Origin of the sequence: Acidocella sp. (assembly GCF_050253495.1) — a bacterium.
GTDB lineage: Bacteria > Pseudomonadota > Alphaproteobacteria > Acetobacterales > Acetobacteraceae > Acidocella.
In genome coordinates this window covers 1-14,855 of the sequence record NZ_JBFWIX010000016.1, presented here as the reverse complement: position 1 = coordinate 14,855, position 14,855 = coordinate 1, and the positions used below count along the sequence as shown (strand labels likewise).

Below are 14,855 nucleotides of genomic sequence, written 5' to 3'. Positions count from 1 at the left end.
AATCAGCACACTTATTGCGCCCTGGTCTTTCCCGACATGATTGTTTAGCCTTCCATCATGAACAAGCCAGAAACATCTCCCTTGACCGAACGCCCGGGTTTTCTGGTCCGCCGCCTGCACCAGATCCACCAGGCGCTATTTGCTGAGGAATGCGCGGCTTTCGATATCACCCCCGTGCAATTCAGCATCATGAGCGTGGCAGCAATATACCCAGGGTTAGACCAAACCACTCTTGCCCACGAAGTCGGCGTGGACAGAACCACGCTGGCGAATGTCGTTGCCCGGCTCGAAAAACGAAAATTACTCCGCCGCACACGCTCAAAGGAAAACCACCGCTTGAAATGCGTTCACCTGACGGTCGTCGGACAACATACCGTCGCGCAAATGGACAATGCCGTGACCCGCGCCCACCAGCGTACCATCGCCGCTCTGGCGCCGGCGGAACGGCACGCTTTCATGGCGGCACTTAAATGCCTTGTTGATTCTGGCAATGAATATGGGCGTGCACCGTTGCGACTTGGCTAAAATACAACCGCATAGTTTGTCGGCTTCCGTTTTCCATACCCAAACCTTCTTCTAGGCCACCATTTTCCTCGCCACGGACTCAATATCGTTCTTTGGAAACAAAGCCGTTCCTATCAGGACAATCGCAATATTGATAAGCAGACAGATGAAACCGATATTCAGCCCGCCAATATTCACATGCATGAGATACATTGAAACCGCCAGGATATCCCCACAAATGATCCCTGCCATAACCGCCCAAGGACTGGTTTTCTTGAGAAAGAGCAAGGCCATGATACCTGGAAAAAACTGCGTTATACCAAAGTAAGCGGTATTGATGAGTGTTACCATCAGTGAAGGGGTAAACAGGGTAAACGCGATGGAGAAAGCCAGATAACACAAAATCACGATCTGAGCGCCACGCCGCTGAGTCGATTCCGGAAGATGGCCGATCATATTGCGTGTGATGAGCGGTCCAATGGACAGACAAATGCCAGAGAGCACGACCAAGCCAGACAAGGCGGCACCAGCCGCGACCATGCCCAGCAACCAATGGGGCAAAAGCCCTATCGCCGCCGCCATGAAAGCCTGGTTGGCGGAAGGCAGTTTAATATTCTGCCCCAACGCGTAATAAGCTGAAACCACAAGAAACGGGAACATCAGCATGTATAACGGCATGATAATCTGACTACGGCGAATGGTATTTGGGCTTTTGGCCGTGAATACAGTAGGAATATTGAATGGAAACATATAGAATCCAAGCGCCTGAAAAATAATCGTCGTGATGGAGAAATGCAGTTCCTTATCCGTCATCTTGTTGGTAAAGTGGCTGTTCGCCGCTGAGAAAATATGGCTTACACCCACGCTTGACATCGCCGCCACGCCAGTCACCACCAGTGCTGCCACCAGCAGAATATCCTTGATGATGGAAACCATCGCAGGAGCGCGAATGCCTGAAGAGGCGATATAAGCAAAAGCCAAGCATGCGGCAAGAACGGAAAGTACAACCGGATTCAAATGCCAACCAAGCGCGTGCAAGGCAATGATAAGTCCCGTGAATTGTAGCTGTCCCCAAGGGATCATGAACAGCACCGCGGTGATTGTCACGGTCAACTCAAGAGCACGGTTATTGAAATGGCCCTTGAACAAGTCTGGCAGTGTCATGGCGTTATAAATATTGCCAGCCCGCCAAATCCAAGGATTCAAAAAATACCCGACCGGATAAGCCAACAGAATATACCCCATGAACCAAACGCCATAGGTAATGCCCTTGGAATAGATACCGCCTGGAAAACCCAACATGGTACCGAGGCTGTAAATTTCCCCAACGGCAAGAAAGAAAAACAAGCCACTGCCAAAATGCCGGGATGCAACCAGATACTCGCCCAGCTCTTGTGTATTATGCCCCGTCTTCGCACGCAAAGCGACGACTAGGGAGGCTGCGATGATCAGCAGAAATACGAATGTCGCCACGACGATTTCCCTTCAATGCGTTTCGGTGGAGTGACGGTCGAAACAGAACCAGCATATGAACAGGCAAACCGTCGTGAGGATAAACCACAGAAAGATCCATAAATATGCGAACGGAACATTCATGAATGTCCATTGCACTGAATTAACAAACGGCAGCAGTCCCGCCACGGCAATGAACGGAATTCCAATTCCTATAAAAAATTTCAACATCCCCTGGTTCCTTTTAAAAATACTTTATGCCGGAAAGACCCATGAATTTATTCGCACAAGCTTGTCCATTCATCGGATCAGCCTGAGATCGAAATACAATCTTCCCATGGGCACATCGAGGCTTCAATAGCCTTGCTCCCGGTTTACCAAACCTGTGAGCGGCAGATTATTCAAATAATTCTTGATGTTTTGAATCACCGCATCAGCTCCTGTTCCAGCCTGCGTATTGCTGGCAATATGCGGCGTAATCCAGACTTGCGGATGGTCCCAGAGCAATGATGTCCCTGGCAAGGGTTCCTCTGCACATACATCCAGAATGGCATGGTCCAACTGCCCCGTTTCCAATGCCGCCAAAAGATCGCTTTCGACCAGGTGCCCACCTCGACCGGCATTGATCAGGCTTGCTCCACGGGGCAACCCGCCGAAAGTTCTGGCATTCAAAATATTTCGGGTTGAGGATGTTAACGGCAATAGGCAGATCAATATGTCCGTCCGCGCCAGAAACCTCCACAATTCCTCCATGCCCGCATGGCAATCCACATTTTCGATATTCTTGCGCGAACGGCTCCATACCGACAAGGGAAACCCAAACGGCTTCAACGCTTCAAGGCAAGCAACCCCCAACACGCCCGCGCCCATAACGCTCACGCGACGTTCTCCAGCACGTGGCACGGGGTCGTCTTGCCAGATTTTTTTAGTCTGTCTTGTCAGATATTTCGGAAACTCTCGATGCAGGGCCAGCACGGATCCCACCACATACTCGACCATGCTGGCGGTCAGGCCAGGTTCAACCATACGGACGAGTTTAAGATGCGCCGGCAAGGACAAACGCAACGCCTGCTCAACACCGGCACTCATCGTGAAAAGAATTTCGAGATTTGGAAAAATCGACAAATCCTCGATAGGTTCATAAAACAACAGAAACCGGACTTCCTCTGGCTTGCCTATATCGGGCCACAATTTGAAGGAGATACCCGGCAGAGCCTCGGCAAAAGCCCGCGCCCATATCTGCCCCTCCTCCGTGCCGTACTTGAACAGAAAACTCATAAACTGGACTCAAGAAACGTCGTCATTGGCAAACACATGAAAATACCGCATTCCGGCGTGCACTACCCATATGCAAACCAGTTACTTGTGAATTTCTCATACCCACCCCGAAAAAAACACAAAGATCAATCAAACTCATGGATCTGAGGCCACCAATCATGGCGGATGGCCCGCGATACAACCTTAAGCATAATCCATACCAACATGAATGCTCTTGGTTTTGTAAGTCCACTCCACATTCCAAACCGGCCAACTCGAAACAAGCCGGCGCAATTACTAGGCAAATCCTGCCTTCTTGAAGCAACCCTTCCTCCCCCACCCTTGGGTTGATTAAAAACCGTCATTCATAATAGCTTCGTGTCACCTGAATTGGATATGTTGTCTTGACACGAGATTTGTTGAATTCATCGGCACGGGATCTGCTCCTAGCTATCCGCGCGAAAACATTTTCCGCCGTAGATCTAATGCGGCTGACCTATGCACGCATCAATAAGGTCAATCCGCTAGTCAACGCCATCATCACCTTGTTGCCGGAAGATCGGGCTCTCGCCATGGCACGGCGGGCGGATGAGGAACTGGCGGCCGGACAACCATGCGGGCCTCTGCATGGGCTGCCCTTCGCCGTCAAGGATCTGGAAGAAACCGCCGGGTTGCGCACCACATATGGTTCACTTTTATATAAAGACCATATTCCTGAATCCGACAGCCTTATGGTCGCGCGCCTGCGTGCGGCAGGCGCTCTCATCATCGGCAAAACCAATGTTCCTGAATTTGGATTTGGCTCACAAACCTATAACGAGATCTTTGGTCCGACCCGAAATGCTTATTGTCATGCGTTAACGGCTGGCGGCAGCAGCGGGGGAGCCGCCGTCGCTCTAGCCACCCGCATGCTGGCCTTGGCGGATGGCAGCGACCATGGCGGCTCTTTGCGCAACCCGGCTGCCTTCAATAATATATTTGGCTTCCGCCCCACGCCAGGGCTGATTCCAAGCCTCAGCGGCGACGCCTTCACACTCAGCCTTTCCACATTGGGCCCGATGGCGCGCAACATCCCCGATCTTGCCTTGCTACTTTCAGTGCAGGCCGGAGCCGACAAAGCGGTTCCAGTCTCATGGCCTGAAGGCGGCCTCACCTTCAGCAACCAGTTGCGCGCCAATATCTCCGGCCGGCGCATTGGCTGGCTTGGCGATCTTGCGGGCCAGTTGCAGGTCGAACCTGGTATTCTCGCTTTATGCGAGGCCGCTCTGGCAACCCTCGCGACGCTGGGCGCGAAGATAGAGGAAACCGAATTGGGCTTCGCGCAGGAGCGCATCTGGCGGAGCTGGTCAGGTCTACGCGCCTGGGGCATCGCCCATAAGCTGGATACGGTGATGCGCAATCCACATCAGCGGGACGTGCTGAAGCCGGAGGCCCAATGGGAAGCCGAACAGGGGCTGCGTCTCTCGGCATTGGATGTCGCGCATTTTATCGATGAGCGCACCGCTTGGTTCCGCCATGCCCTGAACCTGTTCGAGCATTATGACTATCTGGTTCTACCCGCCGCGCAGGTTTTTCCCTTCCCGGCGCAAACACATTGGCCGCACACCATCAATGGCGTGGCAATGGACAGCTATCATCGTTGGATGGAAGTGGTAACGCCCGCCACGCTGGGTGGATTGCCAGCCCTGAGCGTGCCTGTCGGGTTCGACGAACAAGGCCGGCCCATGGGCATGCAACTGATCGGCAAGCCACGCGGAGAGCTTGAGCTTCTGCAACTCGCCATGGCTTATGATGAGGCAACAGGCTGGACACGCCATGCGCCATGCGCTGGTTCATCAACCCCATGACCAGAAGGAGCGCCAATGCCCGTCATTGATCGTATAGCCGGCTATTCCAATGAATTGACCGCCTTGCGCCATGATCTTCACGCTTATCCCGAAATTGGTTTCCAAGAGCACAGAACTTCGTGCATCGTCGCGGAGGAACTGGAAAAACATGGCATCCAGGTGACCAAGGGGATTGGCGGAACGGGTATTGTCGGGCTGCTCGAAGGCAACCGCCCCGGCCTTACGATTGGCCTGCGTGCCGATATGGATGCTTTGCCCATGCAGGAAATGACAAATCTGCCTTGGGCCTCGAAAACACCCGGCATGTTTCACGGATGCGGCCATGACGGGCACATCGTCATGCTGCTTGGCGCGGCCCGTTATCTGGCGGAAACGCGCGACTTCGCAGGGCGGGCCGTTTTCATTTTCCAACCGGCGGAAGAAGGGCTCGGTGGCGCGCGAGCCATGATCCGAGATGGGCTGTTCCAGAGCTTTCCTTGCGATGAGCTTTACGGACTGCATAACGAGCCTGACGGCAGGCTGGGACATGTCGGCGTGAAACCTGGCCCCGCGATGGCCGGAGCGGATTTTTTCGACATCACCATCAAGGGCCGGGGCAGCCATGGCGCCAATCCGCATTTCAGCCAAGACCCCATCGTCATTGGTTCAGGGCTGGTGAAGGAATTGCAAGGAATCGTCTCCCGTAATATCGCGCCGCTCGCTCCGGCCGTGCTCTCCGTCACTAAATTCAATGCCGGCCTCGCTTATAACGTCATTCCTGAAACCGCCCTGCTTGGCGGCACCGTGCGTTATTTCAGCAAGGAGACCGGCACCACGATCGCCACGCGCATCCGCCAGATTTGCGCCGGGTTTGCCCTCGCTCATGGGTGCGAGATCGAAGCGAAAATCTGGAACGTTTTCGACGTGCTGGAAAACGACGTGCCCCTGGCCGCGAAATGCCTAGAAGTGGCGGCGGACATCGTCGGCGAGAATGCCGCCATGGAAAAAAGCCTTCCACAAATGGAATCCGAGGATATGGCCGATATGCTCAGGCTGGTTCCCGGCGCTTATTTCACCTTGAGCCATGGTGGCCAGGTGCCACTGCACAATCCTGGCTATGTTCTGGACGACCGCATCCTGCCGATCGGTGCCAGCTTGCTGGCACGGCTTGTCGAGACACGCGGCTCGGCCAGCGCCACCTCCCTTCCCACATGAGAGCAGAGATGCAGATTACCGACATCAGGTCCCCCAATCTCTCGCGGAGCCTACGGCTGTCTAAACCCGCGCGGCGCGGCAAGGGCGGCATCGTCACCGCGCAAAACCGCCAGGCTGCTCATATCGGCGCGGAAATACTGCGGGCCGGCGGCTCCGCCGTCGATGCCGCCATTGCCACCTCATTCGCGGTCGGTGTGCTGGAACCATGGATGAGCGGCATTGGCGGCGTGGGTGCGCTACTGGTTCGCCCGGCGGGAGGAAGCGTCACCTCCTTCGATGCCGGGGCGCGTTCTCCCGCCAAGCTCGACCCAGCTGATTTTCCGCTGACGGAAGGGAAGGACGCCGATCTGTTCGGCTGGCCGAATGTGTTGGAGGACCGCAATGTCATCGGCGCGAAATCCATCTGCGTTCCAGGCCTGCTGCGTGGGCTGGAAGCCGCGCATGGCCGCTTTGGCCGGCTGCCTTGGGCAGCCCTGGTGGAGCCCGCCGTGGCATTGGCGGAAAAAGGCCCCGTGGTAGATGCCGCCACCACGCTCTGGATTGCTCAGGACATGGCGCGCTTGCGCCGCAACACCGCCTGCGCCGCTTGGTTTCTGCCGGGCGGTCTGCCTCCCGCCGCGCCCGCCGCTGTTACCGGCCGGGTTTTACGCCTACCCAACAAGGCGCTGGCGGCAACGCTGCGTCAAATCGCCGCGGAGGGCCCAGGTGCGCTTTATACCGGCGGCCTTGCTCAAGCGCTGGCCGAGGATGTGCGGGAACTGGGCGGTTATCTCGGCACGGAGGATCTGGCGGGGTTCACCGCCATTGAAGCTGAGGCGACGCGCGAAGCGTTCCGCGGCCACACGGTGCATCTGGTACCGGACCTCAATGGCGGGATAACGGTGGCGATGGCATTGCGGCTGCTCAACGCCTTTCCCCCCGCCACCGGAGCACAGGCCGTGCTGGCCAGCGCCCAGGCCATGGCCAAGGCCTGGGAACACCGTTTTTCCCATTTGGGCGACGGGGCGGAACGCACCCTGCCAAGCTGCACCACGCATATTTCGGTCATCGACCGGGACGGCATGGCGGTGACGCAAACGCAAACCTTGCTGTCCTTGTTCGGTTCGGGCGTGGTGTCGCCCCGTACCGGCATCCTTCTGAACAATGGCATGAACTGGTTCGACCCACGCCCCGGGCGAATCAATGCCATTGCCCCCGCGCGGAAAGCCCTGGCGAATTACGCGCCGATGATGATGACCGGACCGGGAGAGGATGTCATCGCGATCGGCGGTTCCGGCGGCCGCAAGATTCTGCCCGCCATCTATCAGGCGCTGATCCATGTCGCGGAGGGGAAACAGGATCTCGAACAAGCCATTTCAGCACCGCGTTACGATCTTTCGGCCCCGCCCACGCTGGTGGCGGATGCCCGGCTAGACGCCGAAACCCTTGCCCAACTCGCCCGGCATTTTCCGCTGGTGCTGAGTGAGCGGCAGGAACATCCCAACAGCTTTACCACGCTGGGCGCGGTGCGCCGCAGGGATGGCATCAATGAAGGCATGACCGAGCCCTGGCATTCCTGGGCCGATGCCGTCGAGGAAGGCGAAGACCTGTTGCCCTGAGAGGAACGATATATGACCAAAGAAGAACTTTGGAGTCTCCCCGCCAGCCGGATCGCCGCGCTGGTCCGCGCCCGCGCCGTCTCGGCCACGGAGGTAACGCATGCCGCGCTGTCGCGGCTACAGGCGGTGAATCCCGCCCTCAACGCCGTTGTGGAATACCGTCCGGACGAAGCGCTGCAAATCGCGGCCGGTATCGACCGGGCGTTGACGGAAGGGCACGACCCCGGTCCGCTTGCGGGCGTGCCGGTGACGATCAAGGTCACGGTCGATCAGCAGGGTTATGCCACCACCAACGGCATTCGGGCGCAAAAGGATCTGATCGCCAAGACCAACAGCCCCGTGGTGGATGGTTTCCTCACCGCGGGAGCCGTGCCCATCGGGCGGACAAATACGCCGGCCTTCAGCTATCGCTGGTTCACCAACAACCTGCTGCACGGCCATACCCGTAATCCACGCCGGCGTGATCTCACACCCGGCGGCTCATCTGGCGGCGCGGGTGCCGCGGTGGCGGCCGGCATCGGGGCCATTGGTCACGGCACGGATATTGCCGGCTCCATACGTTACCCCGCCTATGCTTGCGGCGTGCATGGCCTGCGGCCCTCACTCGGGCGCGTCGCCGCCTATAACGCCTCGGGGAAAGATCGTGGCATTGGCGGACAGGTCATGGCGGTTTCAGGCCCGCTGGCACGCACGGTCGATGATTTGCGCTTGGCACTGGAGGCCATGGCCCGGCCTGATGCGCGTGACCCCTGGTGGGTGCCCGCCCCTCTTGTGGGACCACCCGCGCCACGGCGTGCCGCGCTCTGCCTACGGCCCGATGGTTTGGACACATGCGCGCAATTGCAGCAAGCCCTACTGGAGGCGGCGGAAAAACTGCGCGATGCGGGCTGGCTGGTGGAAGAATGCGATACCCTACCTCCTATTCAAGAGGCGGTTGGCGTGCAACTCACGCTTTGGTTTGGCGACGATTATGCCGGTCTTGTCGCCGCCGCGCAAAAAGAAGGCGACCCCGGCGCCATCGCGGCATTGGCAGGCCAGAAGGAACTGGCACTTTCAGTCGGCCTAGCTGATTTCTCGGCCGCGCTGTCGCGCCGGCTTGGTATCGCCCGCGCCTGGAGCATGTTCATGCAGCGCTATTCCGTGGTGCTGTTGCCACCCAGCGCTGAACTTCCCTTCGCCGACGATCTCGATCTGCGAAGCCCGGAAGATTATGCGCGCGTATGGACGGCACAGATGACGATGATCGGCCTGCCCGTGACGGGTTTGCCAAGCCTGGCCCTGAATACGGGGCTAGACGCCACGGGCACGCCTATTGGCGTCCAACTCGTCGGTGGGCAATACCGGGAAGACGTCATCCTTGCCGCCGCGGAGGCAATCGAGGCCCGCCAAGCCCCGGTCAGCATCGCCATGCGTTAATCCAGCCAAGATCTCGCACAACCTCGTCTGCGGTCCGGCAACGGACCGTGTCACTTCGTGGGCGATACGCAATTTTCTTCAAGCCACTGAAGCCCACGATTTTTTCATATGGTGTATAACCATTCTGCAGAGTTCACTCCCCGCATCGGCGAAACCGTCGATGGCGGAAGAATGGTTGCATCCAGGTTGGGGATACAAGAACACATCGTTCCCCTTGGCACCCCAGGCTACCCCAAACTCCTCCGACTGGCGCCAGAACTCCCCGCTTTCCTCCGCTCCCCAACTAATCAGCATTGGCGGCAATTTTTCACGCACCATGAACATCGGACTATTGCGGCGAATCTGCTGGCCATTAAACTGGATCTTCGGTTGCAGCCAGCTCCACTGGAACGGCTCAAGATCGTAAAGACCACTGATCGGATAACCGCTTTTAATAATATCTGCGGGAAGTCCGTATTCACCGGTCCAATCAGTAATTGCCATCATCGCGGCTAGATGGCCACCAGCTGAATTACCCGTGACATGAAGCCTTTCCCGGTCGACATCGAAATGTCCGGCATTACGATACACATAGGCCACCGCCGCACGACATTGACGGGTGATTTCATCAACCGTCACCATTGGGCAAACTTGGTAGTCGATAATAAACACATTGACACCGGCTCGATTGAGCCCCTTGGCAATCCATATGTAGTTTTCCTTCTTGAGGCGCGTATCGAACCAGTAGCCACCATGGATAAAAATCATGACCGGGCCACCTGCCACCGCCGGATAGAAATCCATCTTTTCAAGTAACGTAGGGCCGTAATATATATCGGTCTGCCGATGCGTTAATTCCTTCCTGGCCTCTTCCGCCAATATCTTCCGACTTTCGATAATCTTGTCGAAGGCCTTCGGATCATCGAGCCTCGCCTCCGGACAATACTCCCAATCCAATTCTTCCTGACTGTTAAAGTCACGATAAAGGGGCATGCGGACATCCTTAGAAACAATTGAAGGCACAGCGTCTTGTGGCGATTGCTCTGACCTCTGGAAGAAAGGGACACAGTTCTTGGTCGATATCGCTAATGTAACTCGTTGCCGCACATAGCGGCCGATCGAATCATGACTACCATAGTCACCATCCACGCAAATAGCTTTATGATATAAGGCTATAGTTTCAACAACGCCGTCATCATATCACAAGCCATCCAAAAAGCGGCGGAGCCGTCACTCCACCGCTTTCGAACCCTGGATGTTTCCGAGTCTTAATTGTCTGAAACTGGCTCAGGCACAAAAGGCATGTCGGTCATTTGTGGCATGGCTGGCTTGGTCCAGAAAGAAGCATCAAGTCCTAATTTTTCTTCTCCTTCCGCTAGACGCAACCCGATCGTCTTCTCAATCAGCACCGTCACGATGAAAGCTATGATTGCAGTGCCACCTACAATCACGGCTATCCCCAGAAGCTGCATTTCCAGTGAGATATGAGCATGCTGAAATGCAAAGCTTCCATCCTTGAGACCAAAATAACCACCCTGAGGTATCCCCCGTCCGATTATCCCGGCAACGATTGCGCTGAACACTGAAGGCCCGAGAGCAAGCGGTGCAACTTTCGCATCGTCGATCTTAAAGCGCCTCAAAACCGCCTCGCCAGCGTACAAGATCACGGGGCCAAACAACGCAATGATAAAAGCTTGCCATGGCAAAGCGATATCGAACAATGCCGTGCATGCAACATAACCCGCGACCGGGCCAAGCAGAATATAGGCTGGCTTGCGTGTACGATAGGAAATCAAGCCACCAGCAACCGCACCGCCGCTGAATGCCAAGAACACATTGGTAAAAACGATACCAAGACCAGAAGTGGACATTGAGGGTCCAAAAAACCCCTGCCCTGGCACAAGAAAACCACACCCGACCACAAAGAGCGGAATGCCAATGAGCAACAGCAAAACCCCGACCGAAAGCATCGTAAAATCGTTTGGGCCGCTGGGAATAACTAATCTCGGACCAAGGCGCCAGGCCAGAACAACAGCCCACACGCCAACCACCATATAAACGCAATAAGCGCCAACATAATCATGCAAGCCCATATTCGTAAGGAAACTTGCCGAGCCATAGGTTAGATATTCAGCAACCGGCAGAACAATACCGGCCATGATGATAACGGTGGCATAGGCCGCGCGCGGCTTGATCCGTTCGAGGCCGGCACCGTGCAAGAGAACCGCCGCCAAACCGGCGAAACAAAAAAAGAATATGCTGAATATCTGAAATGTATCTGCGGTTGGATAAGCCGCGGGATCGAGATTTTGTGAAAAATGCGTTAGCGCCGTTCCGAAGATTGACCAATCTGAAATCGCTTGTCCTAAACTATTTGGAACAGCGAATGCTTGGTCATATTGCCAATTCCAGATTGCATAGCCGACCACCATGAATGATGCGCCTCCGATGAACACGCACAAGATCTTTTGCACAGCGGTATCGACGATATTTTCTTTCTTCACGAGACTCACGTCGATAAGGATGATTCCGGCGATGGCAATCATGACTCCCAGCGTCGCGAGAATGTAGAAAACGGCTTCCAGATAGCCAGAAAGCGCAACCTGATCCATAAATATCTTGGCTTCGCTTGCCATTTATAGCTCCTTTAACTGTTAGGGTTGAGCCGTGTCGCCGATGACCTTATCAATGACATGATTGGTCGCCTGGTTATAATTTTTGAAGTCTGAATCAGTTATCTTGCTTTTTAATCACTTGTGTCGGTCGTGGTATCCGCTAGCCCCGCCTTGTGGAGGAGCACTCTTCCTGCCAGCGGCTTGCCACGATATCCCCAACGGGATGGGTCGATACCATGGAGGACAACCGTTGCATCTCTTCCCGCCTCTTCACCGATAACCGAGCAAACCGCTTCGGTCAGCGCCTCGATCATCCGCGCGCTAAACGTATCGTCATCGAACCGATGAGCAAAAAACGAAGCTTCGATATGAGGCATGGTAATCTTTCCTTCTGTCTTGACTAGAATGTGTGGTTTTTGCCGCCGAAGACCGCACTCACGGAGTCATCAGTGAAGATTCTGCTGATTGATTCCGCTAGCAGCGTGGCGCAAGAGAGAACTTTAATCTTGTCCGGAGCGCCGTCTCGCAACGGGATGGTATCCGTAACAACAACCTGCTCGAACGGAGATGCCGCGAGACGCTCAAATGCAGGCCCGCTGAAGACGCCATGGGTCGCCGCGGCCAGTACCCGACGCGCTCCAGCTCTCATGAGCGTCTCACCCGCGGCGCATAATGTTCCTGCCGTGTCGATCATGTCGTCAATCACAATCGCGGTCTTCCCATGCACGTCACCAATAACGGTATTGATCTCGGCAACCTGCTGCTGTGGCCGTTCCTTATCGAGAATCGCGAGCCTGGCGCCTATCTGAGTCGCAAACTGCTTGTTGAGCTTAACACGCCCGGCATCCGGAGCGACAACCACCAGGTCATCGTCGAAGCCGCTAAAATAGTCGCCCAAAATGCCGAGAGCCGTCATGTGGTCCACTGGAATGCCGAAAAAGCCTTGAAGCTGGCCGGCATGCAGATCCATCGTCAGCACACGGTCGACGCCCGTCGCCTCAAGCGCTCGCGCGACGACACGCGCGGAGATGGGCTCACGTGGAGCTGATTTTTTGTCCTGACGTGAATATCCATACCACGGCGTTACAGCGATCACCCGATGCGCGCTCGCACCAACAGCGGCGTCGGCCATCACGAGAAGTTCGAGAAGCGAATCATTGGCATTAACGCCGGTTTTAGGATTCGCGCACATTGGTTGGACAATAAAGACATCCGCACCACGGATCGACTCATCAAACCTGCCATAGACTTCTCCATTGGAAAACGTCTTAAGCGTGACTTTTCCGAGTTCGAGTTCGAGACGATCCGCAATGGCATCCGCCAACGGCGAGTTGGAGCGTCCAGAGAATACCATGAGTTGCTTCGAACCTGGTTGCAGCAATGCCCTCACGGCTCCTTTAGCAGCGTCACCTTGGCGCGTATGCAATGCTCCGTTCCCCTGCGGACTATGATTCATGACGTAGCGGCCTTTCTGGAGTATTGAGGATGATTGGTCCGGATCATGGGCTAACATGATCAGCGGTTGCGAGTGCCGCGTCGATCGCCGAAGCGCGTGGCATACTCGTGCGCGCTCCCGCCGTCTCGACCGACAAGGCAGCGGCCGTCACGCCGCGACGGGCCGCGCTGAGTATATCCTGTCCAGCGGCGAGGCAGGCGGTGAACACGCCGTTGAATGTATCGCCAGCCCCCGTAGTATCTGTAACGCAATAAGTCGGCCTTGCTGGGATTCTTGTGCTGACTCCATGAGCATCACAGACGAGCACGCCGTCGGCACCCAGCGTAACAACCACTGGCGCCCCGGTGCGAACAGCCAGCATGGCCGCCGCGCTTTCCACCGTTGCCCCCCCCGTACCGCCGAGCAGATGGTATATGTCGTGCAGTTCACCTTGGTTCGGCGTCAGAATAGGCGAAAGATCGAGAAGCTGTCGGATACAGGAAATAGCTGGAGCTGGATTCAGCACGCATGGCCAGCCTCTCTCGAAAGCCCCCTCGACCACGCTGATGACCGCTTCGGTCGAGATCTCGGTGCTGACGAGCACACATCCAGGCCAACCGTCCGCTCTCGCCAGCGCGGTGCCGACATCCTTGGCCGTGATGGCGGCGTTTGCACCGGCGGCAACGGCGATCTGGTTTTCGCCAGTGCTGTCCACGACGATGAGGGCGGCCCCCGTGGCCACGTCTTCCTTGATTGTCACATCGGCGATATCGATGCCCTCGGCACGCAATTCGGCCAGTGCGGTTCTACCGAACTCATCGTCTCCCACGGCGCCAACATACCGGACCTCGGCTCCCGAACGCACCGCGGCAACAGCCGAGTTCGCGCCCTTGCCGCCGCCGTGACGTTGCAGGTCTTTCCCGACAACGGTCTCGCCTGGTCCTGGCAGCCTCTGCGCCATCACCACCATGTCAACATTCACGGCACCGACCACAAGCAACCGCCCGGTCATGCTTGATCCGCTGAACGGCATCTCAATGCTCTCGCTCTCTTGCTTGTTTGAGGGGATGGCATCATGTCGCTTGGCTCAGATGCTTGATGCCTGCTCGACCAGCTCCTGCTGTGCCTGCGCCGTCCATGAGAGGATGGCAGCCCATAAGCCAGCATAGTGGGGCCAGTCGAGGAACGCCTGCGGGGCCCAGTGCGGAGCCAGATCGGACGCAAACGCGGCGGTCCGCCCTTGGCCATACTCGCCGACGACAAGCATTGGGTCTTCCCCAGTCCGCGCCACGACCGTGGCATTTTGTTTCGAGATGAGTTTGTTATAGCCGAGAAGCTGAGGCCAGTCCGCCGGTGTACCGCCAAGAGCAGGGTGCTCTGGTTTGCATACCTCGACTGTAACTCCTTGCGAGCTCTCGATGCGGTCATCATGGCATATTCCTCGGCCATGGCAATACCTAGTGCCAGCAATACCGGTCCCAGGAATATTCCCAACGCGCCAAATGCCAGCGCACCGCCCAGCACACCGACCAGCGTAACCGCATAAGGCAACGACGCG

The 14,855-nt window shown here is 56.5% G+C and carries 14 protein-coding genes; 5 read left to right on the top strand and 9 right to left on the bottom strand.

The features are described from left to right. Positions 1-57: 57 nt before the first annotated feature. On the top strand, positions 58-525 hold the full coding sequence (locus AB7D48_RS12330; RefSeq protein ID WP_427979523.1) for a MarR family winged helix-turn-helix transcriptional regulator: 468 nt from the start codon (positions 58-60) through the stop codon (positions 523-525). A 51-nt stretch (positions 526-576) separates the two neighbouring features. Here AB7D48_RS12330 and AB7D48_RS12325 read toward each other — a convergent pair whose 3' ends face one another. From AB7D48_RS12325 to AB7D48_RS12315, 3 genes are all read right to left on the bottom strand, one after another. Further along, positions 577-1,977: a sodium:solute symporter family protein gene (locus tag AB7D48_RS12325; protein WP_427979520.1), complete on the bottom strand. Its 1,401-nt coding sequence runs from the start codon at positions 1,975-1,977 to the stop codon at positions 577-579. Positions 1,978-1,989: 12 nt separating this feature from the next. After that, entirely contained in the window at positions 1,990-2,187 is a 198-nt protein-coding gene (locus tag AB7D48_RS12320) for a DUF3311 domain-containing protein (RefSeq protein WP_427979517.1), read from the bottom strand. A gap of 123 nt (positions 2,188-2,310) precedes the next feature. Then, complete coding sequence (locus AB7D48_RS12315; protein ID WP_427979515.1) at positions 2,311-3,234, bottom strand: 2-hydroxyacid dehydrogenase; 924 nt, start codon at positions 3,232-3,234, stop codon at positions 2,311-2,313. A gap of 383 nt (positions 3,235-3,617) precedes the next feature. Here AB7D48_RS12315 and AB7D48_RS12310 point away from each other — a divergent pair, with 383 nt between their 5' ends. Genes AB7D48_RS12310 through AB7D48_RS12295 form a run of 4 tightly spaced genes read left to right on the top strand, consistent with a single transcriptional unit; the run spans position 3,618 to position 9,268 of the window. Further along, positions 3,618-5,060, top strand: coding sequence for an amidase (locus AB7D48_RS12310; protein WP_427979513.1), 1,443 nt, complete (start codon positions 3,618-3,620; stop codon positions 5,058-5,060). Between the two features lie 15 nt (positions 5,061-5,075). Further along, entirely contained in the window at positions 5,076-6,254 is a 1,179-nt protein-coding gene (locus AB7D48_RS12305; protein ID WP_427979510.1) for a M20 aminoacylase family protein, read from the top strand. 8 nt (positions 6,255-6,262) lie between these two features. Next, positions 6,263-7,852, top strand: a complete 1,590-nt coding sequence (locus tag AB7D48_RS12300; RefSeq protein ID WP_427979508.1) for a gamma-glutamyltransferase family protein — start codon at positions 6,263-6,265, stop codon at positions 7,850-7,852. 12 nt (positions 7,853-7,864) lie between these two features. Further along, entirely contained in the window at positions 7,865-9,268 is a 1,404-nt protein-coding gene (locus AB7D48_RS12295) for an amidase family protein (protein WP_427979506.1), read from the top strand. A gap of 78 nt (positions 9,269-9,346) precedes the next feature. Here AB7D48_RS12295 and AB7D48_RS12290 read toward each other — a convergent pair whose 3' ends face one another. The 6 genes from AB7D48_RS12290 to AB7D48_RS12265 form a co-directional block, all read right to left on the bottom strand. After that, on the bottom strand, positions 9,347-10,240 hold the full coding sequence (locus AB7D48_RS12290) for an alpha/beta hydrolase (RefSeq protein WP_427979504.1): 894 nt from the start codon (positions 10,238-10,240) through the stop codon (positions 9,347-9,349). A 275-nt stretch (positions 10,241-10,515) separates the two neighbouring features. Next, positions 10,516-11,883: an ammonium transporter gene (locus AB7D48_RS12285; protein WP_427979502.1), complete on the bottom strand. Its 1,368-nt coding sequence runs from the start codon at positions 11,881-11,883 to the stop codon at positions 10,516-10,518. A gap of 110 nt (positions 11,884-11,993) precedes the next feature. Then, the gene (locus AB7D48_RS12280; protein ID WP_427979500.1) at positions 11,994-12,239 is read right to left on the bottom strand and encodes a tautomerase family protein; all 246 of its coding nucleotides are present in this window, start codon (positions 12,237-12,239) and stop codon (positions 11,994-11,996) included. 23 nt (positions 12,240-12,262) lie between these two features. Then, complete coding sequence (locus tag AB7D48_RS12275) at positions 12,263-13,252, bottom strand: ribose-phosphate diphosphokinase (RefSeq protein ID WP_427979498.1); 990 nt, start codon at positions 13,250-13,252, stop codon at positions 12,263-12,265. A 109-nt stretch (positions 13,253-13,361) separates the two neighbouring features. Continuing rightward, positions 13,362-14,309: a ribokinase gene (locus AB7D48_RS12270; RefSeq protein ID WP_427979496.1), complete on the bottom strand. Its 948-nt coding sequence runs from the start codon at positions 14,307-14,309 to the stop codon at positions 13,362-13,364. Between the two features lie 75 nt (positions 14,310-14,384). Continuing rightward, positions 14,385-14,717 (bottom strand): glutamine amidotransferase, encoded by a 333-nt coding sequence (locus AB7D48_RS12265; protein ID WP_427979627.1) that lies wholly within the window; start codon positions 14,715-14,717, stop codon positions 14,385-14,387. Between the last annotated feature and the right edge of the window lie 138 nt (positions 14,718-14,855).

Bases quoted from the DNA above. Each gene is read 5' to 3' on its own strand.
- AB7D48_RS12330 (WP_427979523.1), top strand. From the start codon at position 58: ATGAACAAGCCAGAAACATCTCCCTTGACCGAACGCCCGGGTTTTCTG.
- AB7D48_RS12320 (WP_427979517.1), bottom strand. From the start codon at position 2,187: ATGTTGAAATTTTTTATAGGAATTGGAATTCCGTTCATTGCCGTGGCG.
- AB7D48_RS12315 (WP_427979515.1), bottom strand. From the start codon at position 3,234: ATGAGTTTTCTGTTCAAGTACGGCACGGAGGAGGGGCAGATATGGGCG.
- AB7D48_RS12305 (WP_427979510.1), top strand. From the start codon at position 5,076: ATGCCCGTCATTGATCGTATAGCCGGCTATTCCAATGAATTGACCGCC.
- AB7D48_RS12300 (WP_427979508.1), top strand. From the start codon at position 6,263: ATGCAGATTACCGACATCAGGTCCCCCAATCTCTCGCGGAGCCTACGG.
- AB7D48_RS12295 (WP_427979506.1), top strand. From the start codon at position 7,865: ATGACCAAAGAAGAACTTTGGAGTCTCCCCGCCAGCCGGATCGCCGCG.
- AB7D48_RS12290 (WP_427979504.1), bottom strand. From the start codon at position 10,240: ATGCCCCTTTATCGTGACTTTAACAGTCAGGAAGAATTGGATTGGGAG.
- AB7D48_RS12285 (WP_427979502.1), bottom strand. From the start codon at position 11,883: ATGGCAAGCGAAGCCAAGATATTTATGGATCAGGTTGCGCTTTCTGGC.
- AB7D48_RS12280 (WP_427979500.1), bottom strand. From the start codon at position 12,239: ATGCCTCATATCGAAGCTTCGTTTTTTGCTCATCGGTTCGATGACGAT.
- AB7D48_RS12270 (WP_427979496.1), bottom strand. From the start codon at position 14,309: ATGACCGGGCGGTTGCTTGTGGTCGGTGCCGTGAATGTTGACATGGTG.